Source organism: Rhodospirillales bacterium (assembly GCA_016712595.1).
GTDB lineage: Bacteria > Pseudomonadota > Alphaproteobacteria > Rhodospirillales > Defluviicoccaceae > Defluviicoccus.
The window spans coordinates 34,885-57,647 of sequence record JADJQT010000001.1 but is presented as its reverse complement, the minus strand read 5'-3'; the positions used below and the strand labels follow the sequence as shown (position 1 = coordinate 57,647).

17 protein-coding genes are annotated in these 22,763 nt (G+C 65.5%); 2 read left to right on the top strand and 15 right to left on the bottom strand.

Annotated elements, in window-relative coordinates; all coding sequences use genetic code 11:
- Positions 1-5 precede the first annotated feature (5 nt).
- Genes IPK66_00200 through IPK66_00180 form a run of 5 tightly spaced genes read right to left on the bottom strand, consistent with a single transcriptional unit; the run spans position 6 to position 4,271 of the window.
- Positions 6-938, bottom strand: a complete 933-nt coding sequence (locus tag IPK66_00200) for a dihydrodipicolinate synthase family protein (GenBank protein MBK8173757.1) — start codon at positions 936-938, stop codon at positions 6-8.
- 28 nt (positions 939-966) lie between these two features.
- Positions 967-1,419: a YcgN family cysteine cluster protein gene (locus tag IPK66_00195; protein MBK8173756.1), complete on the bottom strand. Its 453-nt coding sequence runs from the start codon at positions 1,417-1,419 to the stop codon at positions 967-969.
- Positions 1,416-2,780 carry a cobyrinate a,c-diamide synthase gene (locus tag IPK66_00190; protein MBK8173755.1) on the bottom strand — a complete coding sequence of 455 codons (1,365 nt, stop codon included), beginning with the start codon at positions 2,778-2,780 and terminating at the stop codon, positions 1,416-1,418. The genes IPK66_00195 and IPK66_00190 overlap by 4 nt, the downstream gene beginning before the upstream one ends.
- Entirely contained in the window at positions 2,777-3,427 is a 651-nt protein-coding gene (locus IPK66_00185) for an SCO family protein (GenBank protein MBK8173754.1), read from the bottom strand. The genes IPK66_00190 and IPK66_00185 overlap by 4 nt, the downstream gene beginning before the upstream one ends.
- A 31-nt stretch (positions 3,428-3,458) precedes the next feature.
- Positions 3,459-4,271, bottom strand: coding sequence for a sulfite exporter TauE/SafE family protein (locus IPK66_00180; protein ID MBK8173753.1), 813 nt, complete (start codon positions 4,269-4,271; stop codon positions 3,459-3,461).
- Between the two features lie 143 nt (positions 4,272-4,414).
- On the opposite strand from IPK66_00180, the gene IPK66_00175 reads away from it, so the two are divergent.
- Both IPK66_00175 and IPK66_00170 read left to right on the top strand, forming a co-directional pair.
- A complete protein-coding gene (locus tag IPK66_00175) occupies positions 4,415-5,512 on the top strand; it encodes a cobalt-precorrin-5B (C(1))-methyltransferase (protein ID MBK8173752.1) in 1,098 nt (365 codons plus the stop codon).
- Positions 5,505-6,257, top strand: coding sequence for a cobalt-precorrin-6A reductase (locus tag IPK66_00170; GenBank protein ID MBK8173751.1), 753 nt, complete (start codon positions 5,505-5,507; stop codon positions 6,255-6,257). The genes IPK66_00175 and IPK66_00170 overlap by 8 nt, the downstream gene beginning before the upstream one ends.
- Before the next feature lie 16 nt (positions 6,258-6,273).
- Here the strand turns inward: IPK66_00170 and cobM are convergent, their stop codons facing one another.
- From cobM to IPK66_00120, 10 genes are all read right to left on the bottom strand, one after another.
- On the bottom strand, positions 6,274-7,032 hold the full coding sequence (gene cobM, locus IPK66_00165) for a precorrin-4 C(11)-methyltransferase (protein MBK8173750.1): 759 nt from the start codon (positions 7,030-7,032) through the stop codon (positions 6,274-6,276).
- Positions 7,029-9,023, bottom strand: coding sequence for a precorrin-3B C(17)-methyltransferase (gene cobJ, locus IPK66_00160; protein MBK8173749.1), 1,995 nt, complete (start codon positions 9,021-9,023; stop codon positions 7,029-7,031). The genes cobM and cobJ overlap by 4 nt, the downstream gene beginning before the upstream one ends.
- A 599-nt stretch (positions 9,024-9,622) precedes the next feature.
- On the bottom strand, positions 9,623-10,855 hold the full coding sequence (gene cbiE / locus IPK66_00155; protein MBK8173748.1) for a precorrin-6y C5,15-methyltransferase (decarboxylating) subunit CbiE: 1,233 nt from the start codon (positions 10,853-10,855) through the stop codon (positions 9,623-9,625).
- Positions 10,852-12,417, bottom strand: coding sequence for a precorrin-8X methylmutase (locus IPK66_00150; protein MBK8173747.1), 1,566 nt, complete (start codon positions 12,415-12,417; stop codon positions 10,852-10,854). The genes cbiE and IPK66_00150 overlap by 4 nt, the downstream gene beginning before the upstream one ends.
- 39 nt (positions 12,418-12,456) lie before the next feature.
- On the bottom strand, positions 12,457-13,482 hold the full coding sequence (locus IPK66_00145; GenBank protein MBK8173746.1) for a sirohydrochlorin chelatase: 1,026 nt from the start codon (positions 13,480-13,482) through the stop codon (positions 12,457-12,459).
- Between the two features lie 261 nt (positions 13,483-13,743).
- On the bottom strand, positions 13,744-13,983 hold the full coding sequence (locus IPK66_00140; protein MBK8173745.1) for a YbdD/YjiX family protein: 240 nt from the start codon (positions 13,981-13,983) through the stop codon (positions 13,744-13,746).
- A complete protein-coding gene (locus IPK66_00135) occupies positions 13,976-16,042 on the bottom strand; it encodes a carbon starvation protein A (GenBank protein ID MBK8173744.1) in 2,067 nt (688 codons plus the stop codon). Before IPK66_00135 ends, IPK66_00140 begins: the two co-directional genes overlap by 8 nt.
- Before the next feature lie 505 nt (positions 16,043-16,547).
- The gene (locus IPK66_00130; GenBank protein MBK8173743.1) at positions 16,548-19,100 is read right to left on the bottom strand and encodes an SEL1-like repeat protein; all 2,553 of its coding nucleotides are present in this window, start codon (positions 19,098-19,100) and stop codon (positions 16,548-16,550) included.
- 40 nt (positions 19,101-19,140) lie between these two features.
- The gene (locus IPK66_00125) at positions 19,141-20,511 is read right to left on the bottom strand and encodes an HlyD family type I secretion periplasmic adaptor subunit (GenBank protein ID MBK8173742.1); all 1,371 of its coding nucleotides are present in this window, start codon (positions 20,509-20,511) and stop codon (positions 19,141-19,143) included.
- A complete protein-coding gene (locus IPK66_00120) occupies positions 20,474-22,723 on the bottom strand; it encodes a peptidase domain-containing ABC transporter (GenBank protein ID MBK8173741.1) in 2,250 nt (749 codons plus the stop codon). The genes IPK66_00125 and IPK66_00120 overlap by 38 nt, the downstream gene beginning before the upstream one ends.
- Between the last annotated feature and the right edge of the window lie 40 nt (positions 22,724-22,763).

The following is a 22,763-nucleotide window of genomic DNA, read 5'->3' as shown; positions in this document are numbered from 1 at the left end:
ACCGCTCAGGGAAGAGCGGCGAGCGCAAAGCCGATGCGCTCAAGCGAGTCGGCGAGTTTCTCTGCCTTTTCCGCCGGCAGGCTCGTCAAAGGCGGTCGCAGGATGCGCCAGCGGGGCCGGCCGGTATGCCGGGCGACGATCTCCTTCAACGCCGCCGATAGCGGATAGGCGAGAAACTCCTTGCGAACCGCCGTGAGCCGTGCCTGTGCCTCCTCCGCGGCCGCCCGGTCGCTGCGTCGCCATGCCGAGAATACGGCCGCTGCCAGCCGGGCCGCGACGTTGGACACGCCGGTGATACAGCCAGCGCCGCCGGAACGGAGCAGCGGCAGCAACAGTTCGTCCGAGCCGCTGAACACGTCAAAATTGGCAAAGCGCTTCGCCACGCCGGTCATGTTGGCGAGATCGCCGGAGCTGTCCTTCATGCCGACAACTGTCTCGGGGTAGGTATCGCGCAGCCGTTCGATCAGCGCGTGAGAGAAGGGAACGCCGGTCATTTGTGGGAAGTGGTAGAGATAGATTCGCAGCCGGCTATCGCCGACCTTCTGGATGACCTCGGCGATTGCCGCGAAAATCCCGTCGTCGCTGACGTTCTTGTAATAGAACGGGGGCAGCATCAGGACGCCGACAACGCCCAGGTGTACCGCGCGTTGCGTGAGGCGCACCGTGTCGCTGATCGCGCAGCAACCGGTTCCAGGCATCAGCACCTTTGCCGGAATGCCGTCGGAGACCAGCCGCTCGAGCAAGCCGATGCGCTCGTCGACCGACAGCGAATTCGCCTCGCCGGTGGTGCCGAGAACGGACAACCCGTCGCAGCCGTTGCTCAAGAGCCAGCGGCAATGCAGGGCCAGGGAAGCAGAATCCGGCGCGCCGGCAACAGTAAACGGCGTAAGCACTGCGGCGAATACGCCGGCGGGGCGGTTGAGGTTCAGGGCGTCCATGGCTGACGGTTGCTCCGACAACGCCCGGTCATGCGGGCCAAGTAACGATATGGTGCTCCAGTGGGCCGGCGCGATTTTCCGGCACCGCTCGTCCGCGAACGGACGCGCCAACGCGGTGGACGAGTTCCGGGTCCATCGAGATCAGATGATGCCAGAATGGCAAGTCCTTACCCTCCGCCAGCAGGCGGTAGGCGCAGGTCGACGGCAACCAGGAGAACATCCGCACGCTCGACGCATCGAGTTTTTCGCAGTTGGGCACGAAACGATGGCGCTCGCTATAGCGGGAGCATCGGCAGGTGCCGATGTCGAGCAGCCGACAGGCGACGTTGGTGTAACTGATCGCGCCGGTATCCGCATCTTCCAGCTTTTCGAGGCAGCATTTGCCGCAGCCATCGCACAACGATTCCCACTCGGCGCGGCTCATCCGCTCAAGCGGCTTCGTCTTCCAGAAGGGTTGCTCGGTCGGGCTCTCACGGTTCATGGCGCGCAATCATTCCGTAAATCGGCGGGCGCATCAATGTCGTCGGCGCGATTGATGAGATGAATAAACGATCCGCAGATACGGCCTTGAGCCAGCCCAGTGGTGCCAAGCGACCGGCCCGTGGCGTCATCGCAGTCGAACAGGGGCACGCCGGGCCCCTCGCAAAGCGTCCGCGCATAATGAAATTCGTGGCCAAAGATCCGTGCGCCGGCAGGGCCAAGCGGGCCGTCGGCGAGCACTGTTGCCATCCGGTAGCCGAGGTGCAGCCGCCGGTCGGCGAACGACGTCTGCAGGCGCAAGAGGCCGGCCATCGTGTGGTGTGCGCCTTCGGCGTCGATCAGTCCGTCACCCATGGTCATATACCCGCCGCACTCGCCGAAGACGACGGCGCCGCGCGCCGCGGCGAGGCGCAGTCCGCCAAGGAATGTGCCGTTGGCGGCGAGACGGCCAGCGTAAAGCTCGGGATAGCCGCCGGGAAGATAGATGGCGTCCGCGTCGGCGGTCGGCGCATGGTCGGCCAGGGGCGAGAAGGGAATGATTTCGCTTCCGGCTGCTCTCCAGCCATCGATCACCAGGGCATAGCGGAACGCGAAGGCGTCATCGTCGGCAACGGCAATGCGCTGGCCGGGTGGCGGGATAGGGGGAGTGGAGGGTAACGAGCCTGTTTCGGTTGCCGCTGGCCGAGCAAGTCCGCGCAAGCGGCGCACATCGACGTGCTCGGCGATGAGGTCGGCGGCGCGATCAAGGAAGACCGCGAGGTCCGGGTGCTCGCGCGCCTGTACGAGGCCCAGGTGCCGCTCCGGCAGCCTGAGACCGTCTGCGCGCGGCACCGCGCCGAGCACGGCGATGTCAGGGACGAAATGTGCGCACGCCTCGCTCAGGACTTCGGCATGGCGCCGCGAGCCCACGCGGTTGAACACGACTCCGGCAATGCGTACCTCGGCGCGGTGCGTGGCGAATCCGCGGACGACGGCGGCAACGCTTGCCGCCTGCGCCTGGACGTCGAGGACGAGGATGACCGGCCAGCCGAGGGCCGCTGCGACGTCGGCGGTCGAGCCGCGCGTGGCGGTCGCACCGTCGAACAGGCCCATCACACCCTCGCAGACGACGATATCGGCGCCCGCGGCAATTCGCGCCGCCGCGCCGGCCAGTCGCCCGACGGGCATGGCCCAGGGATCGAGGTTGATGCAGGACCGGCCGCTTGCGGCGGCGTGGAAGGCAGGGTCGATGTAGTCCGGTCCAACCTTCGCGGAGACGACAGTGCGCCCCGTACGCGTCCAATGACGGATCATGCCAAGGGTTAGAACCGTCTTTCCGCTGCCGGATGACGGTGCCGCGATGATCAGTCCGGGCGCGCTCACAACAGCCCTTTAATCTGCTCCGCCATTTCCTGCGCGCTTGTCTCATGCCGGAAGAACTGGACGAACTTTCCGTCGGGGTCGACCAGGTAGGTGAAGGACGAGTGATCCATAAGGTAAGTGGGCGAATCCTTCTGCTCGGCCTTGGCGTAGTAGACCCGATATGCCCGAGTGACCGCCTTGATCTGTTCCGGCGTGCCGGTCAGGCCAACCATGCGCGGATGAAAGAAGGCAATGTAATCCTTGAGTTTTTCCGGCGTATCTCGTTCCGGATCCACGGTTATCAATATCGGAACGACCGCTTCACCCTCCTTGCCCAGAAGATCGATCACGTCGGCGTTGCGGGCGAGGGACGTCGGGCAGACATCCGGACAGTACGTATAGCCGAAATAGACCAGCAACCACTTGCCGCGAAAGTTCTGATCGGTGACCGTGTGGCCGTCCTGGTCAATGAGGGTGAAGGGACCGCCGATTAGCGCGCCGCCGCTTCGCTCAGCCGTTTCGGCCGCGTTGCCGGCGTTCACGTCCCAAAATTGCCGGGCGGCGAGGACACCGACGACAAGCAGACCCGCAACGGCGAGTACGACCGTCAGGCCGTTGAATTTCGTGCCACCAGAGCGGGGTTTGTTCGGCTTCGCTTGAGTATTCATACGTCCTTGCGACCTTAAGGTTGAGCGATCATTACGCGAGTGTCCGCCAAGCGAGGTAGCTCAGCGCCGCGGCATTGATCAGCATGAGCGCCGGAGCCAAGCGCAACGCCGTGGCGCGGAACCGGTTTCCGGAGACGTGTCCGGCAAGGCCGACGGCGAGCAGCGCCGGGATGGTGCCCAAGGTGAATGCCAGCATCGCCAGGGCGCCCGCGAGCGGCCGTCCGCTCGCCGCCGCCGCTGCGAGCGCGCCGTAGAGGAGACCGCAGGGAAGGAAGCCGAGTGCGACGCCCAGCCCGTAACCGCGCCACCCGGTGGGGCGGGCAAACAGAGGCGCGGTGACGCGACTGATGGCTCGCGAAACGGTGCTAACGCGGCTTGGTGGACGCTTGGAATCGCGATCGACGACGGCGGGTTCACGCGCCGGTGCGCGATGCCAGCGCACACTTGCTTCTCTTAGCGCGTAGCCGAGAAAAAATACGGCGGCGCCAATCAGCAAGGCTGGCGAGATCCATTGCAGCCCGGACACGGCAATCGTTCCGGAGGCAAGCGCCGCGGCCATGGCCCCGAGGAATGCATATGGCGTTGCGCGGCCGAGGTGGTACGGGAGGAGCGCCGCGCCTGCCAAACGGTGCCATTCGCGCATCTGTGATGCCGGCAACCCCTCGAGGCGGGCGACGGTCTGTGCCAGGACGAACGGCCCACACATGCCGACGCAGTGGGTTGCACTGCCGATCAGGCCGGCGAGGAACAAGCTTGCCAGCAGGCCACCGTTCTCGATCGCGACCGTCCGGCAGTGGGCAACGCCGGAATTCAACAAGGTGAGCAGGAAAGGGTCGGGTTGCATCAATCACGAAACGCACGAGGAGCGCCGAGCGCCCGGAACGACGGTAGCCTTGATCCAAATCGCGGCAATGTCAAAGGCGTGTCTTTGTTCTCGGCTCACAGTTCGGTTATCCGTCGCCGGACGAACCCGGGTACTATCGGCGCATGAGCGATGACGTGGAAAAGCGTGCCTTGCGCAGAGGCTGGACGACGGGGACGTGCGCGACGGCGGCAGCGGCGGCAGCCTATCAGGCATACCTGACCGGTGCGTTCCCCGACCCCGTGACGGTACAGCTTCCCCGCGGAATGACGGCGACCTTGCCGCTCCATCGTGCCGAACTCGGTCTCGATTCCGCGACCGTCGGGATCATCAAGGACGCGGGGGATGATCCGGACGTGACCCACGGCGCCGAGGTGATCGTGACCGTCGTTCCCGGTGTGGTGGGGAGCGGCGTTACGTTTCGGGGCGGTGTGGGGGTTGGCACGGTGACACTCCCCGGACTGCCCATTCCCCCCGGCGAGCCGGCGATCAATCCCGGTCCGCGGGCGATGATCCGCTCCGCGGTGACCGAGATCGCCGCGCGCTGCAAAGCCGCGGGCGATGTCGTCGTGACCATCGCCGTTCCTGCCGGCATCACGCTCGCGGAGAAGACGCTGAACGGCCGGCTCGGCATCGTCGGTGGCCTGTCGGTTCTCGGGACGACCGGCATCGTCGTGCCGTTCTCCTGCTCGGCGTGGATCCATTCGATTCACCGCGGGATCGACGTCGCCCGCGCCGCCGGGCTCGAACATCTTGCCGCCGCGACCGGCAGCACGTCGGAGGCGGCGCTCAAGCGTCTTTACCGCCTTGCCGATCCGGCATTGATCGATATGGGCGATTTTATCGGCGGCACGCTCAAGTACTTGCGCGCGCACCCGGTTCGTCGGCTGACGATCGCCGGTGGCTTCGCCAAGCTTGTCAAGCTGGCGCAGGGGCACCTTTACGTCCATTCGGCGAAATCGCAGGTCGACGTCACGTCTCTGGCGGCGACGCTGGCCGATCTTGGCGCCGGGCCGGCAGCACTGAGCCAGGCCCGCGCGGCGCGATCGGCGGCGCAGGTGCTGGCAATCGCCCGCGCGGATGGTATCGCGCTCGGCGAGCGGATCGCATCCGACGCGCGCAAGGTCGCGGCGGCGACGCTGGCGCCGGCGTCGATCGCGCTTGAAGTCATCGCCTTCGATCGCGCCGGGCAGATGATCGGGCGCGCCGGCTTTGATGCCTGAGCGTGTGCTGATACTCGGCGGCACCGGCGAAGCGGCGACGCTGGCCGAGCGCGCCCTTACCGCCTTCGCGGGCCGGCTCGAGGTGACGACGTCGCTCGCCGGCCGCCTGGCGCGCCGCCCGGATCTCGCCGGGCGGGTGCGGGTCGGCGGCTTCGGCGGCGTCGAGGGACTTCTCCATTACCTGACACAAGAGCGTATCGAACGCGTGATCGACGCGACGCACCCGTTCGCCGCGACGATTTCGGCGAATGCGGCCGATGCCTGCGCGCGAGCGGGCGTTCCGCGGCTGATGTTGATCCGCCCGGAATGGCAGCCGCGGCCGGGCGATCGCTGGGTCTCGGCGGCAAGCCTCGGCGAGGCGGCGTTGCTGGCGCCGAGCCTGGGTCGCCGTGTCTTTCTTGCCGTTGGCTCCGGCGGTATCGGAGACTTTGCTGGCGCCCCTGGGGTCTGGTTTCTCGTCCGCCTGTTCCAGCCGTCCGTGGGCGCGCTCCCGCTCGCTGCATACGAGACGATCATCGCCCGCCCGCCATTTACGTTCGCGGGCGAGCGTGATCTTCTGGCCGGCCACCGCATCGACCTGGTCATCGCCAAGAACTCGGGCGGAACGACTGACGCCAAGCTTGCTGCTGCGCGCGAGCTTGGACTGCCGGTGCTGATGGTTCGGCGCCCTTTACCCCCATGGGGCGAATCGGTGGGCGATGTGGGCGGCGCGCTGACGTGGCTGGCTGGCATGGCTCGCCCGTAGCGCCTGATCCGCGCCGCTACAGCCGTGGGCGCAGGACGTGATGGTGATCCGCGGCGTAGAGCCTGCTGTTGGAAAAGTCCGACGCCGCGAAGACGCGGCCGACGAGGATAAGCGCTGTTCGGGTGAACCCTGCCGCCTTCACCTGGGCGCGGATCGTGGCGAGAGTGCCGCGCAGGAACGCCTCGTCTGGCCAGCCCACCCGATAGGCGACGACGACCGGACAGTCGTCCCCGTAATGCGGGACGAGATCGCGGATGACTTTTGCAAGGTTGGTGACCGAGAGGTGGATGGCTAGGGTCGCGCCGCTGGCAGCTAAGGCCGGAAGGTCTTCGCCCGCCGGCATCGGTGATGAGCGGGTTGCCGTGCGGGTGAGCACGATCGTCTGAGAGATGCCGGGCAAGGTCAGCTCGCACTTAAGCGCAGCCGCCGCGGCGGCGAACGACGGTACGCCCGGGGTGATGTCGTAGGCGATGCCGAGCGCGTCGAGCCGGCGCATCTGTTCGCCGATGGCTCCGTAGATCGAGGGATCGCCCGAATGCACCCGGGCGACGTCCTGCCCGCTGGCATCCGCCGCCCGCATTTCGGCGATGATCTCATCGAGATGGAGAGGCGCGGTATCGATGATCCGCGCGCTGTCCGGTGCTTCGGCGATGACCTCGCGCGGAACCAGCGAGCCGGCGTAAAGGCAAAGCGGGCAGCGGCGAATGAGGTTCAGCCCGCGCACGGTGATCAGGTCGGGAGCGCCGGGGCCGGCGCCGATGAAATGAACGGTCATTCGGCAGCCTGCTCCTTGCCTTGATCTGAAAAAGTGGGAATGCCGTCGGCGGTGCGTCCGGCGTGCTTTGCGGCGTAGCCGCGCGGGGTATAGACGAAGCGGTGCTGGCCGCGTTCGATCACCCGCGTCGTGCTGGCGCCGACGAGCACCAGGGTCAGCATATCGACGAGATCGGCGTTCAGATCAGCGAGCGGAACGACGCGGATCGTCTCTGCGTCGCGCCCGAGGTTGCGGGCGAGTACGACCGGTGTCGTTCCCGGGCGATGACGCAAGAAGATCTCCTTCGCCTGGGGCAGTTGCGTGCGCCGCCGCTGCGAGACGGGGTTATAGAGGGCGACGACGAAATCGCCTGCCGCCGCCGCTTGAAGTCGTCGCTCGATCTGCTCCCATGGCGTCAGGAGGTCGGAGAGCGAGACAGCGCAGAAATCGTGGCCGATGACCGCGCCCGCCCGGGCGGCGGCGGCCTGCAGCGCGGAGATCCCCGGAGCGACGGCGATCGCGAGCCGATTCCACTCATCGCGGTTCTCGCGGTCGAGCAGTTCGAACACCAGGGCGGCGAGCGCATAGATGCCGGCATCGCCGGAACAGACGAGCGCCACGTGTCGTCCCTCGGCGGCAAGGTCAAGGGCGACACGGACGCGCTCCTCCTCCTGTGCCAACGCCGTCGTATGCTGTGCCTTGCCGGCGATGAGGTCGGCGATGAGGTCGAGATAAAGACCGTAGCCGACGACGTCGCTCGCATCGCGCAGGATCTCGGCGACCTCCGCGCTTCGCCATGCCGACGAGCCCGGTCCGATGCCGACAACGCTGAGCCGGCCGCGCGCCCGTCCGATCGCGCGCGGCTCGATCGCTCGGATCGCCCGTCCGATCGCGCAGGTGGTGCGGGCGCCGCGTACCTTGGCGACGACGAGGCTTCCCCGGGCACCCACGGCAGCAAGTGCTGCCCCCTCGCAGACGCCGTGGCAGCCGACCTCTCGGAAGACGACATCGGACGGGTTTGCCAACCGCGGCGCTTCGGCTTCCAGATCGGCAACCGAAAAGAACCGGGCTGGAACGCCAAGGACGTCGGCGACTGCGTGCACGGCTTGCTCGTCGGCTTTGACGGCAATCGAGGCGACGCAGGCCACCGCCCCTTCGGCAAGGCCGTTGGCGGCAAGCGTCTCGCGGACAAGAGCGATGAGCTCGCCTGGCTCCGCTCCGCGCTCGCAACCGACGCCGATGGCGAGCACCGGCGGATGCAGAACGAGAGGCGACGCCGCCTGCGTCTCGTCGTCCTGTCGCGGCAGGCGATCGGTGACGATGATCGCGTGCTGCGCCTCGGGGGCGAACTGGATGCCGGCTGCCGAGAGCCAGTCCGCCTCACCGGCTTCGATCCGCAGAGTAACCGGCACTCCGCCGAGCATCGCCGCGGTGACCGACTTCGCCGCCTCGGGATTGGCCACCCGCCATCCCTGCGGCGGTTCGTCAAGACCGAAGCCGAGGCGGGTGTCACCGGCGGTGGTCACCGCTGCCGTGCCGCCCAGCGTCGCAGCAATGGCGCGCGCCAGCCGGTTGGCGCCGTGGTGACCACCGAGAAGCGGCACCGCGGTGCTGCCGTCCTGAGCGACGGCGAGGACGGGCGGCTCGCGGTGCTTGTTGGCGAGCAACGGGGCCAGCGCACGGACAAGGATGCCCGCGGCGCAGATGCCGACGATCGGTGTTCCGGCGAGGAACAGGGCGTGCAGATGGGCGGAGACGTGGGAAAACAGCTCATCGGCACCGTCCGCCCGACCGGCCAGGCCATGGACCCGGCTCGATGGCAGTCGCGGCTGCAGCCGGCGCGCCAGCGCCAGGCCGCCGGCGTCAAGGGCGACGAGCGCCACACCGTTCGGCAGCTCCGACGGGGTAAGCGCGGCCGCCGCCCGTGTCCGGCGGACGAGGATTGTGGCGAAGTAGGGAGCGGACGCGTCGTCGGCGAGGTCCGCCAACGGCGTGATTCGCTCATTGTGCATCGTCGCCCGCTCGACGTACGCGGCGTGCTCCTCCAGCCCCAGCCGGCGGAGGACACGGCGCACCTTCGCCAGATGTCGCCCCACCTTTAAAATCGCTATGGCGTCGGCGCGAACGATGGCGGTTTCGATCTCGGCCTCGGGCAGTGGCGCCGGCAGGACGGTGAACACCTCGTTGCGCGAGACGAGCGGCGTGCCGGCGGCGGCGGCGACCGCGCCCAGCGAAGAAACGCCAGGAACGACGACGGTCGGATGACGGGTCGACAGGCGTTCATAGAGGTACATGAATGAGCCGTAAAAGAACGGATCTCCCTCGCACAGCATGGCGACGTCGCTGCCGTCCTGCAGGTGTTGCGACAAGATGGCGGCGTAGCGGTCGTAGACCTCCTGTGCCGGGAAGCGTTCGATCGCCATCGGCGTTTCGATGACGACCTCGATCCGCCCGTCCGGCACGTTCGGCGCGGCGATCCGCCGGACGAGGCTCTCGCCCCCCTCCGGCGCCGGGTAGGCGATCACCGCCGCGCGGGCGAGGATTTCGCGCGCCTTGACGGTGATCAGATCCGGATCGCCCGGTCCGATGCCGAGGCCATACAAGGTTCCACTCATAACGGTTTCGTTCCCTGATATTGCGTAACCTCCATCAGCGCGCGCATCGCTGTCAGCCGGCCGACCGGTTCAGCGCGCGCGATGGAAAGTCGGGTAAGGTCGCCGCCGTGCCGGGCGTGAAACGTGATGAGCACCGCGAGCGCGTCGACGGTGACGACATTGGCGACGAGGCGCCCACCAGGCGCCAGGACATCCCAGCAGCGATCGAGGAGGCCGGCTCCGGTCGTCCCGCCGCCGAGAAAGATCGCATCGGGCGGTGGCGCATTTGAAAGCACGCCGGGCGCTTCGCCGTGAATAATTTCGAGATGAGGAACTCCAAGCGAGGCGGCATTGCGGGCGATGATTGCGCAACGGGCGGCGTCGCGCTCAATGGCGATCGCGCGGGCCGCGTTCCCCTCGGCGACGCGGTACGATGGCACGGCGCGCAGCCATTCGATCGCGATGGACCCGCAGCCGGCACCGACGTCCCAGAGGGTCTGACCCGGCAGCGGTGCAAGCGCGGCGATGCTCGCCGCCCGTACCTCGCGCTTGGTGAGCTGGCCGTCATTCTCGAAGTAATTGTCCGGCAGCCCCGGCACGGACGGCAGGATGAGCGGCCGCGGTCCCGTCCGGCACTCGATCGCGAGAGTATTCAGATCGGCGGCGCGCGGATGCGCCCAGGTCTCGGCGATGCCCTCGAAGCGTCTTTCGCATGCACCGCCGAGGTGTTCGAGCACGGTAACGACGCTCGGCCCGAATCCTCGCCGAGTGAGCAGATCGGCGACGAGCGCCGGTGTCTCACCGTCCCGGCTGAGGGCGAGCAGGCGGGTCCCGGGTTGCAGGAGCAGGTTCAGTGAAGCGATCGGCCGTCCATGAACGGTCGCGCAGACGCAGTCGGCGAGCGGCCAGAGCATGCGCGCGGCGGCGAGGCTGTAGGCGCCCGGTTGCGGAATGACCGTCATCTCGTCGGCGGCGAAAATGCGGGCGAGATTGGCGCCGCCGCCGAACCACATCGGATCGCCGGTGGCGAGAACGACGACCCGCCGCCCGCGCCATGCCGCGATCGTCTCGGCGGCGCGGTGCACGCCGCCGGTCCAGGTAAGTCGCTCAGCGGCGGTCGTCGGCACCATCGCCTGGTGGCGATCGCCGCCGACCAGCAATTCCGCGGTCGCGATGAGCGCTTGCGTCGACGCATTGAGGCCGGCGAGGCCGTCGTCGCCGATGCCAACGACGGTGAGCCACGGATTCATTCCGCCTCGCTTGCCAAGGCGTTGATCGCGGCGGCGGCATAGGCGCTCCCGCCACGCCGGCCGCGCAGGGCAACGAACGGCACGCCCGCCGGATGGGCGATGAGGGCGTCCTTCGATTCCGCCGCGCCGATGAAACCGACGGGAAATCCAAGGATCAGTGCCGGCCGCGGAGCGCCTGCGTCGAGGTGTTCGAGCAGGCGGAACAGGGCTGTCGGCGCGTTCCCGATGGTGATGACGGCGCCACCCCAGCGGTGTGCCCAGCGATCGACGGCGGCAGCCGAACGGGTGTTGCCGATGGCGAGCGCGTCTTCGGCAAGGCCTGGCTCGCCGAGCATGCAGACCACCGCGTTGTTCGCCGGCAGCCGGGCGCGGATGATCCCGGCGGCCAGCATCTGCGCATCGACGAGGATCGTCGCCCCTTTGGCAAGCGCCGCACGGCCGGTCGCCCCCGCGCCATCGCTCCAGGCGAGGTCGCGGGCGATGGCGGGATCGCCCGCGGCGTGGACCAGCCGGACCGCTAGCCCCTCGAGGTCAGCCGGCATGTCCGATACGTCGATTTCGGCGCGGACCGTCGCGAACGAGCGCCGATAGATTTCCTGCGGATCGCGAATGTAGCTGTAGGCCGATTTCGCTACGGTGGCGACGCGTTTGGCGCGCGCCGACGTTTCGATGCCGAGAATCCACGCCTCTTCGCGCTCGATCATCCGCCGCTGCTCCTGGGTCAGGCTCGAAGGGCCGCCGAACAAAGCGGAAAGCCGTCCCGCGTCGTCGAGGCCGGCGAGCTCCGTGATCACCGCCAGGACCTGGCGGGCATCCTTGATCGCGTGCTCAACCCGCGAGGAATCGAAGATAGAGGGATAGATCTCAGCGAACAGCACTCGCCATCCCTCCGCCGACGGCCGTTCCAATCGACGCAATCCGGTCTCGAACGGCCAGATGCGCGCCACGGCCTCAAGCCAGGGGTGATGGCGCAACGCGAACAGGCGGGCGATACCGAGCAACGACTGGCTGCCGACGCTGCCCGGATATGCCAGCTTCCACACCGGGTGAGGTCCGCCCGCCGCCCGGTCGCAATGCCGCAATTCCGCGAGGCCTTCACAGAAGCCGGCGGGCTTGGTCGTCGTCAGCATCGGACCTGCGGCTGAAGGTGGGCAGCCCCAGAACGGAAACGGGCCGCCGGAGAGCCGCTCGTTCAGGGCGGCGGCTACGGCAAAGCGGTCGTTGGCATTGTCCTCGTCATCGCGCAGGCGGAACGCGAGGTCTTTCCAGACGCTGCGCCAATCGGCGCCGGGACCGCTCAGACGCTCGGCAAAGCCGGCGGGATAGCCGAACGCGAAGTCGAAGCCGACGAGGGCGATCTGATCACGAGCGATCAGATCGCTGAGCAGGTCGGCGAGAAATGCCATCGCCGCCGCGCGCGTCGGAGGATTGACGAGCCGCGGCGCGACGAGCGCGCCATCCCTACGCTCCGACGCGGCGATCCAGACGCTATCGGCGCCGTCGACCGGGACAGCGGCGGCGCTCCAGTCGACCATGACATAGGCATCGAACAGTGACGGCATGGCAGAGCGTCATCGCCCGAAGGAACAGCCCGTCACCGCTCAGCCTTTCACGGGACTGACCTTGTCGTCGTCGAGATGGTCTCGGGAATGGTTCGCGTGCGTGTGGCTGTGGGCGTGGTCATGACCATGACCATGACCATGACCATGACCATGATGGTGCGCGTCGTGTCCTGGTCCGTGATCATGATGATGGTGGCCATGATCGGCGTCGGTGCCAATGCCGACGACGTGGAAATGGTGTCCCATCTGCGGCGCGCCCTGGTCTTTCTCGTAGCCGAGGACCTGCTCGCGGTACTTGCACAGCAGGCAGTTCATCTGATTGGCGCCGTTGAGGGCCTCGTCCAGCCGCTCGACGAACGTATCGATGACCAGCGGGTGATCGTTGAGATACTCCGCCTTGACGATCTCGATCTGCGGATGCGTCTCCTGGCAGGCATCGGCATGCGTGTAGATGCGATCGACGAGAATGCCGGTGAACAGGAAATAGGGAAAGACGATGATCCGCCGGTAGCCGAGCTTGACCGCGTGGCGCAGGCCCTCGTCGACCAGCGGATAGGCAACGCCGGAATAGCAAACCTCAGTCCAGCCGAAACCCATGCCCTCCCACAGCATCCGGGCGACCTTGGAAACGTTGGAGTTGGCGTCGGGATCGTTCGTCCCCCGGCCGACGACCATCAGCAGCGTGTCCTTGCGCGGGATCTGGCGTTCGCACGCGGCTTCGGCGGCCGCGATGCGGGCGGCCGATGCGCGCAGAAGCTTGGTTTCGATCGCAAGTTCGCGCCCGAAGGTCAGGCTGATCTGCGGATTTTCCGCGGCGAACGCGTTGATCTCCGCTGGCAGGTCGTTCTTGACGTGACCGGCGGCGAAGAGCATGCCGGGCAGGCAGACGATGCGTTTGGCCCCCCGAGCCTTGAGGGCCTCCAAGCCGTCGCGGATCACCGGCCGGGCAAATTCGAGAAAGCCACTTTCGACATCGCAGGCCGGCATACGTTGCCGCAGGTGTTGTGCCAGCGTATGGAATTCATCGACGGCGGCGTTGGAGCGGCTGCCGTGGCCGCAAATCATGACGGCGAACGGATGATCCGCCAGGTTGTCGAGCATTGCGCTTGGTCCCTTGCCTTCGAGCGTCTGATTGAGACTCACATCCGAAGAACCGGTGCGAGTCCTCGCTGCCGGATGGTCATGGCCTCCGCCCGGCGCGAAGCGGGATCATAGAGGGGGCATTAGTTGCTGTCAGCAGGCGTTCGCGCGAGCGATCCGTCCCTATTACGCCAGAGCGGCGGCCAGATTGTAGTTCTGGCCGCCGTCATTGTCAGGGGTGCGTCTTCAGCAGCAGCGTCCGCCGTTGGCGCCGCCATAGCGGGCGTCAAGACGATTGCGGAAGAACGCCTGCCGGTCCATCGGCGGACGATCGGGGTGATGCCGCCGGCAGTGCTCGACGTAGACGTCGTAATCCGGCACTCCGATCATCAGATGGGCTGTTCGCCCCGCGGCCTTCCACAGGCGTTGCAGGCGTTGTGTGATGGGCTGCCGGGGCTTGCGGCGCTGTGGAATGATATCATGCATGTGCGGCCGCTCCTTTCACGCTCGCTGGTGTCTCGCGAGCGGTCGGATTCGGATTGGCGTAGGCGCGCCACGCCGCCGTGACTCCGAAAATGGCCATTGCCATGACGATGGCAACAAAAACCGCGCAGAGGCTCGCATTGACATAGTCGTTGAAAACGATGCGCTGCATCTGTTCCATGGTCTTGGCGGGTGCCAGAACCTCGCCGCGGGCGACAGCATCGCCGAACTTGCCTGCGTGCGCGAGGAAGCCGATGCGGACGTCGGAATGGAAGAGCTTTTCCATCCCCGCTGTCAGCGTGCAGATCATCAGCCAAATGGTCGGCATGATCGTCACCCAGGCATAGCGCTGCTTTTTCATCTTGAAGAGCACGACGGTGCCGAGCATCAGCGCGATCGCCGCCAGCATCTGGTTGGAGATGCCGAACAGCGGCCACAGCGTGTTGATCCCGCCGAGCGGATCGATGACACCCTGATAGAGGAAGTAACCCCAGGCACCGACGCACAGGCTCGTCGCGATGATGTTGGAGACCCATGAGCGCGTCTGCTTCAGCGGCGCGTAGAAGGCCCCCATCAGATCTTGGATCATGAACCGACCGACACGCGTGCCGGCGTCGATCGCCGTCAGGATGAACAGCGCCTCGAACAAAATGGCGAAATGGTACCAGAACGCCATCGTCGCGGTGCTGCCGAACACGCCGGACATGATTTGCGCCATGCCGACGGCGAGCGTCGGCGCGCCGCCCGCGCGCGATAAGATCGTCGTCTCGCCGACATTCGTCGCCGTTTGCGCCAGCACGTCCGGCGTGATGACGAAGCCCCACTCGGAGATGACTTGCGAGGCGTTCTCGACGGTCGTCCCGATGAGGGCGCCCGGGCTGTTCATCGCGAAGTATTCACCCGGATCGAGGATGCACGCGGAGATCAGCGCCATGATGGCGACGAACGACTCGGTCAGCATGCCGCCGTAGCCGATGAAGCGCGCGTGGGTCTCGTTCTCCAGCATCTTCGGCGTCGTGCCGGATGAGATCAGCGCGTGGAAGCCGGAGACGGCGCCGCAGGCGATGGTGATGAACAGGAAGGGGAAGAGCGCGCCGGAAAAGACCGGTCCGCTGCCGTCGATAAAGTGGGTTACGGGCAGCATCTTGAGTTCGGGGCGAACCCAAAGAATGCCCAGCGCCAATGCGACGACGAAGCCGACTTTAAGGAAGGTCGAGAGATAGTCGCGCGGCGCGAGGAGGAACCAGACCGGAAGCACCGAGGCGACGAAGCCGTAGCCGATCAGCATCAGCGCGAGGTCGGGTCCGGAGAAGGTGAAGGCCGGACCCCAGACCGGGTCCTGGGCGACGGTGCCGCCAAATATGAGCGAGGCCATGAGCAGAACGAAGCCGATGATCGACATCTCTGCCACGCGTCCCGGCCGGATGAAACGCAGGTAAAGGCCCATGAAAATGGCGATCGGCACCGTCGCGGCGAGGGTGAACGTGCCCCACGGGCTCCCGGCCAGCGCCTTGACGACGACCAGTGCCAGAACGGCAAGGATGATGATCATGATCATCAGCACGCCGAACAGGGCAATGATCCCTGGCACCGATCCCATCTCTGAGCGGATCAGATCGCCGAGCGAGCGGCCGTCGCGGCGCGAGGAAATAAACAGGACAATAAAATCCTGAACCGCTCCAGCAAAGACGACGCCGGAGAGGATCCATAGCGTTCCCGGAACGTATCCCATCTGCGCCGCCAGCACGGGGCCGACCAGGGGGCCGGCGCCAGCGATAGCGGCAAAATGGTGCCCGTAAAGGATGTATTTGTTGGTGGGAACGTAATCCAGGCCGTCGTTGTACTTGACCGCCGGTGTCACTCGATTGGGATCAAGCCCCAGCACGCGCGAAGCGATGAACAGGCTGTAGAACCGATAGCCGATAAGAAACACACAAATAGCGGAAACGAGTAGCCAAACGGCGTTGATGGTCTCTCCTCGGCTCAGTGCGACATAACCAAGCGACACTGTGCCAAGAATAACGACTCCGATCCAGATTGCAGACGAGCGTAAGCGTTCCATAATCGAGCTTCCTCCCGCCGGCCGCTTGAGCGAGCGCGGCTTTTCAAACGCCCCCAATTTCGCAATTATTTATCGGGGCACTCGCATGGACCACATGACCACGCTGCAAAAATCTTGTGGGCGGGACATCGTGGTAAGACGAAAATGACTGGCCAGCGTCACTCGACCTCCCACCTGCAAACGATCTTTGTGCCTCTCTAGGCGTTGATTTTAGCTCTCATTCAAATTTGATGTCAACGCGCGGACATCTTCGCCGCTCTCTTGCCGGCGACAGTTTTTTAATGCCAACTTTGAGGCTTGGCGTCATCCGATCTCCGGAATGCGCGCGCCCGTGGCGTGGGATCGCGCAAATGTCGATCGGCTTTACTGGTCTCGGGAACAGCTTCCGGTCGGCGGATTCGAGGGCAGGCTGATCCAATCCGATCGCGGGGGGGACTGTTGCGCGCCGCCATCTGCTTCAGCGCGCGAAATGGGGTGACGGAAGGACTGGGCGCCTACGGCTGATTCAGTCCGCCATAATCGGCACGGTTGACCTGCCAATCCCGCTGAGGATTTCGTCGGCGCGCGCGAGTGCGCCGGCCGAACGGTACCACTGCACCGCTTCGTAGCGCTCCTGCTCGTTTCGGTCCTCGGCGCAGAGCAAGTCCGCAAGCGCCAGTTGCGCCGACCTGTGCCCGTTTTCTGCGGCGCGACGATACCAGTCGGATGCTGCCTGCGCGTCTGCTGGAACGCCGATGCCGAGCCGGTAGCAAACGCCGAGATTGAACGCGCCGTCGACGCTGTTCTGGGACGCCGCGCGGCGGAACAGCGCCACCGCAGCGGTGGGATCGGCTGCGCCTGCCTTGCCCTCGAGGAGCACCCCGCCGAGCAGAACCTGGGCCGCGGTGTTTCCCTGTCGTGCCGACGCGTCGAGCCACCGGGCCGCGTCCACCGCTCTCGGCTCGGTTCCGATTCCGCGAAGGTAGAATTCGCCAACAATGCGTTGTGCCAGCGCATCTCCAGCTTCTGCCGCCTTCAGCCAAAGTGCGAAATAGCGCGGCAGGTGTTCGGCACTCGACTTGCCGCGCCGGGCTTTCTCAGTGAGCACCGAAAGCGCGCCGAGGTGTCCTTGCGTCGCCGCTCGTTCGTACCAGGCCGCGGCGGCTTCGCGGTCGACAAGAACGCCGTGGCCCTGGCTGAGCACATCACCCAGCCACGCTTGAGCGGCGGCATTGCCGGCCTCGGCGGCGCGGGTAAACCAGCGTAGCGCTGCCGCTTCGTCGCGCGGCACATGCTTTCCGTCGTAGAACAACGTCGCGAGTGCGCTCTGTGCGAACGGATCGCCGGCTTCGGCGATCCGAAGCAGCAGGTCGACGACGCGGGCCGGCGATGGCCCGGGCTCGCCGGAATCGAGACGCAGGGCGAGGCGGCACGCCGCGCCGCCGCTCCCCATTTCGGCGGTTCGCTCCAGCCATTCGGTGGCGATGCGCGCATCCACCGGAACGCACACCCCGTCGGTGTGCAGGTTGTACAAGGCCCAGGAGGCGCTGCGACTGCCCGCCGCGGCGGCCTCTTCAAGACGTCTCAGCCCGCCGCTTAAATCGGCCGGAACGCCGAGGCCGCGAATGTGAAGGAACGCAAGATTGAACTTGCCGTCGAGGTTGCCCCGTTCGGCTGCGCGCTGATACCACGTTGCGGCAAGTTCATAGTTCTGCTCGACGCCGTCGCCGGTGGCGTAGAGCACGCCGAGACGCAGGCAGGCATCGCTGCTTCCCTGCTCGGCGGCGGCCGTGTAGCCGGCGAACGCCGCCCCGGGGTCACGCTCGATGCCGAGGCCCAATGACAGGAAATGCGCCAGATGAAAGGTCGCGTGGGCGCTGCCGGCTGCTGCCGCCTCGCGAAAGCAATCTTGGGCTCGCGCGAAGTCCTGCGGCACCCCCGTGCCTTCAGCGTAGAGGCGGCCGAGGAGATCGAATGCTTGCGGCAACTCCTGTTCAGCCGCGCGGGTCAGCCACATCGCCGCTTCGGCCGGGTCGAGGGGGACGCCCCAACCGCCAAGACAAAGCCGGCCCAGGGCGAACTGGCCGTCAGCGTCACCCAGTTCGGCCGCTTGCCGGTAAAGGATGGCGGCCGAGTCCCAGTCCGGGCGGTCGCGTCCTTCGGTCAGCAGCCGACCGAGCAGGACGAGTGCTCGGACATATCCCTTCGCCGCCGCGCGGCGCGTCCAGGTTTCCGCATGGGAAAGGTTACGTTCGACGCCGCGACCGGTTCGGTAGAGTTCGGCCAAATGGAACATCGCCTCGCGATGTCCCGCTTGCGCCGCCTCGGACAGGAGCCCGGCCGCTCGCCCGTCGTCCTGGGGACACCCGTCGCCGCGCAAGTGGAGCATTGCAAGACATGCCTTGGCGGCGGCACTCCCGCGTTCGGCTGCGCGCTCGAAGCACGCAGCCGCAGCAACGAAATTGGGCGCACCGCCGCAGCCACCGGCGAACAGCATGCCGAGAGCCAGTTGACCCAGGTCGGAGTCCTGGTCGGCGGCGGCGCGGAACAGGCGTTCGGCCTCGGCGGAATCGCTGTCGACTCCCATTCCGGTGGCGAACTGGTAGCCCAGGCGCACCTGTGCCAGGGCGTCTCCCGCAGCGGCGGCCTTTCCGTTCCACCGGGCGGCTTCCGTGAAGTTGGGGGTGATCGATAATCCATCGGGAAACAGACGGCGCAGAACATTGTCATCGTCGCCGCCGGCCGTCTCGTCGAGCTGCGCCGCGGCGGAGGCCGTTACGCGCGCGGGAACACCGCGGCCGCACAGGTAGATTTCCCCGAGGCGTGCCTGCGCCGTGACCGAGCCAAGTTCGGCTGCCGAAAGAAACCACTCGGCAGCGCGGCGGAAGTCTTGAGGTACGCCGCGGCCGCTTTCGTAAAGATCTGCCAGTCTGACTTGTGCTTCGATGTCGCCGTGTTCGGCGCAGGACCGATAGAATTCCGCGGCGCGGGCATGGTCACCCGTTTCAAGCGCCGCGTCGGCTTGTTGCAACGTTGAGACGCGTCGCGGCCAGAAGCGGGAGAAGAAACCACGAGTCATCGGCGGGATCGCTGTCGATGAGGATCAAGCGCTATAGTGCTCACGGTTCGCGCATCGCCTCTGATCCGGTTCGCAGGGCGCCTTCGATGATATACGAGATGATCGAGCGCTTGCCGACGATGATGTCGCCGGTGAGAGTCATGCCGGGGATCAGTCGGAAGGTCTCCGGAACGTCACGAAGATGTATGTCTTTCAGCGTCACGTTGGCGCGAAAATAGGGAGGCCGCGGCTGGTTGTTGTCGTCCTTGGCGAACGAACCCTCGCTGATGGCGCGAACCTCTCCTTTCGCGGTTCCGTGCTCAAGGAAGCGATAGGCATCGAGCTTGATCTCGACCGGATCGCCCGTGCGGATGAAACCGATGTCGCGCGGTTCGATGTCGATCTCCGCTTCGAGCGGCGCATCGAGGCGGGCAAGCGTGAATAGAGGATCGCCCGAGCCGTCGCCTTGGCCGTCGATGACTGAGCCGACGGAGATTTTGCCGATGTCGGTTACGATCGCATCGGCGGGTGCCGTCAGATCGACAAGATCGCGCAGCTTCTGTGCCTTTTTGATCTCTTCGTTGATCTCATCGAGCGCCTTGCGCGCATCGACGAGGCTCGTGCCGGTATCCGAGCGCCAGCGGTCTATGTAGACCGCCCGCTGCGCCTTCAGCGCGTCGGCCAGGTGCTGGTTTTCAGCAATCTGGTTTGTCGCTTGGGTCAGCAGGCGGTCGACTTCCATGCGGTTATCGGTTGCCGCCATGGTTTTGAGCTTGCTGTTCCATCCCTGGCGTTCGAGGGTCAGGTTCATCTGCTCGACGTTTGCGGCGATCTGCCGACGGTCCCCATAGGTTTTGGCGTCGTGCTCGAGTCGATTGATCGTCGCCTGTGCGTTCTGGATACGGGCATCGAAGTCGGCGAGCGACGAGCGGTATTCTCCCTGGCGCTGCTGGTAGATCGACTGTTGCAGAATCTCGTACGGGTTTCCGGCGGTCGGATGGTAGGGCTCGCCTGATTGCTCTGCCTCCAGGCGAGCGAGGTTCGCTGCGGCGCTTTGCTGTTTCTGCTCGAGCTGGGCGAGGTTTGCTCCGGCGAAGGTGGGATCGAGCGTGCCCAAAATCTGGCCTTGTCGCACGACGTCGCCGACGCGCACGCGGATGTCGCGGACGATGGCCCTCTCGATGGGCTGGACATAAAGGACGCCCTGGCTGGGAACGATGCGCCCGCTGCCATCGACCACACGGTCGAGATGGCCGACAAACATCAGCACGACGGCGAGTACGATCATGCCAACAAGGACGTGCAGGATCGCATGCTCGCTATAAGGGCGCGTGCGAAGGAAGACCGCCTGGGTGTCCGACTCGAAGGCGCCAACCAGCGCCGCGGTCGAAGCGTCAGACGTTCGGCGAGCGAGCGATGGCAAGCGGGACATGCGCGGCCCCTCGGTCAATGTGGCGATTTTGCTGAAACCATAAGTGCTTATAGATATCGCAGCGGTGCAGCAGTTCCTCGTGCCGGCCGATGTCGTAGACCTTGCCGCGCTCAAGCACGATGATCGCGTCTGCCGGCACAAGCATCGACAACCGGTGCGAAATGCAGATGATCGTCCGACCCTGCGCGATCCGCTGCAGGTTGGCGTTGATGATTGTCTCGCTTTCGGCGTCGAGTGCGCTCGTCGCCTCGTCGAGAATGAGGACAGGCGGGTCAATTAGCAGGGCACGGGCGATGGCAAGGCGCTGGCGCTGGCCTCCGGAGAGATTGGTCGCTCCTTCCTGCAGCCCCGTATCATAGCCTCGCGGCAGGCGTTCGATGAATTCCTCGGCGCCGGCCAATTGCGCCGCGCGCACGATTTCGGTGAAGGAAGCCCCAGGCTTCGCGATGGCGATATTCTCGCGAATGCTGCCGCTGAAAAGGAAATTCTCCTGTGGAACCACGCCGATATTGGTCCTCAAGTGGGCCAGATCGATCTCGCGCAGGTCCATTCCATCGATCTTGATAATGCCCTCGTAGGCCGGATTAAGCCCCTGCAGGAGCCGGGTGACGGTCGTCTTGCCCGACCCGCTCCGGCCCATGATGCCGATCATCTGGCCGCAGGCGACGTCGAAGCTCACGCCGTCGAGCGCCAGCGGTGCCGCCGGCGCGTAACGGAAGCGGACATCTTGAAAGCTTATCGCGCCCTTGACCGGTAGCCGCAGACCGGTCCCGGCGCGGCTTTGCTCCGGCGGCGTGTTCATGATACTGGCGACTTCGCCAATCGCGCCACGCACCTCGGCGAGGTCCTGCTGCAGTCGCGCGAGCCGGATCAGCGGCGCGCTCAGACGCATTGACAGCATGGCGAATGCGATCATCGCGCCTGCCCCCATCGAAGCGGGATTGGTCAGCATCAGCCAGGCGCCGAGCAGTAAGGATCCAGAATAGATCATCCGTTCGAACGGTAGGGTCATCGTCGTTGGGTAGTTGGCCAAAAGACCCAAGTCGTGGCGCGCCGAAATCGACTGGGCGACGAGCCTGTCCCACTCCTGCCGCCGCCGGCCCTCGAGAGCGAGGGATTTGATCGTCTTCATCCCATAGATGCTCTCGACGAGGTGCGCGCCCTTCGCCTGTTCGGCCCGAACGACCCGGGCATACTTTCGGCCGATTGGCCGAACAAAGACGAGAACGATTATAAAAACAACGGTGGTCAATGTAAAAACAAATAGTGACAGCTTCCAGTTAAGAATAACTAGTGCAGGAATCAGCCCGACAAGTGGCACAAGGTCGAGAATCGTTCCGAACATCTGCCCCGTTAGGAAATTGCGAATCTGCCATATCCGGCCGAGCTTGCTCAGAATCATGCCGGTTGGATTTTTCTCGAAATATTCCATTGGCAACGCGAGCATTTTTTCCAGGATATAGAGATTGAGCCTTCCGTCGATCCGGGTGGTGGCGATTTCAGTGAAAAACCGCCGCAGATGGCCGAGCGCCGTTTCGAACGCCACTATCAGGATGAGAACGACGCCGATGACGATCAGCGTCGACATCGAGTGATTGGTAAGCACCCTGTCCATGACGATCATGAATATGAACGGCGGTGCCATGGCGAACACCGTGCTTACCAGCGCCGCCGCGGCGATATCCGCGAACAGGCGACGTTCGCTAAGAGCCTGCCAGATCAGCCAGGCGAGACCGAAAGGGCGATCCTGATCCGCGACCGTGAAGCGGCGCTTAACGAGGATGATATCGCCGTCCCACACGGCCATGAGGTGGCCTTCATCAAAGGCAACCATGGCATCTGACGATGTCGTCGGATCACTAAGGACGACGACGCGCCCGACGGTTGGATCCTCGCGCACAGATTCGAGGACAAGCGCGGTGCCGTCCTTGAGCCGGAGGATCGCCGGCAGAGACTTCTTCAAGCGCGGCATATCCGACCATTTTGTCTTGACCGCCCGCGCGTCCAGGCCGCCATCGCGCGCCATGGCGACAAGGATCTGATTGTCGATGTGCCCAGCCGATAACACGTAAGTTCGGCGAAGATGTTCGACGGTGATCGTAACGCCGCAGCGCGATGCGACCTCCGTGAATGCGCGCAGGATGCTGTTCTGTGTTACGGCATCCCGACGCTCCGCCGCCGTATCGCCAGGTAACTTCGCTAATTCCCCCACCACGGCGCGAACCTTCCCCCCAACCCGCACGACGCCCATT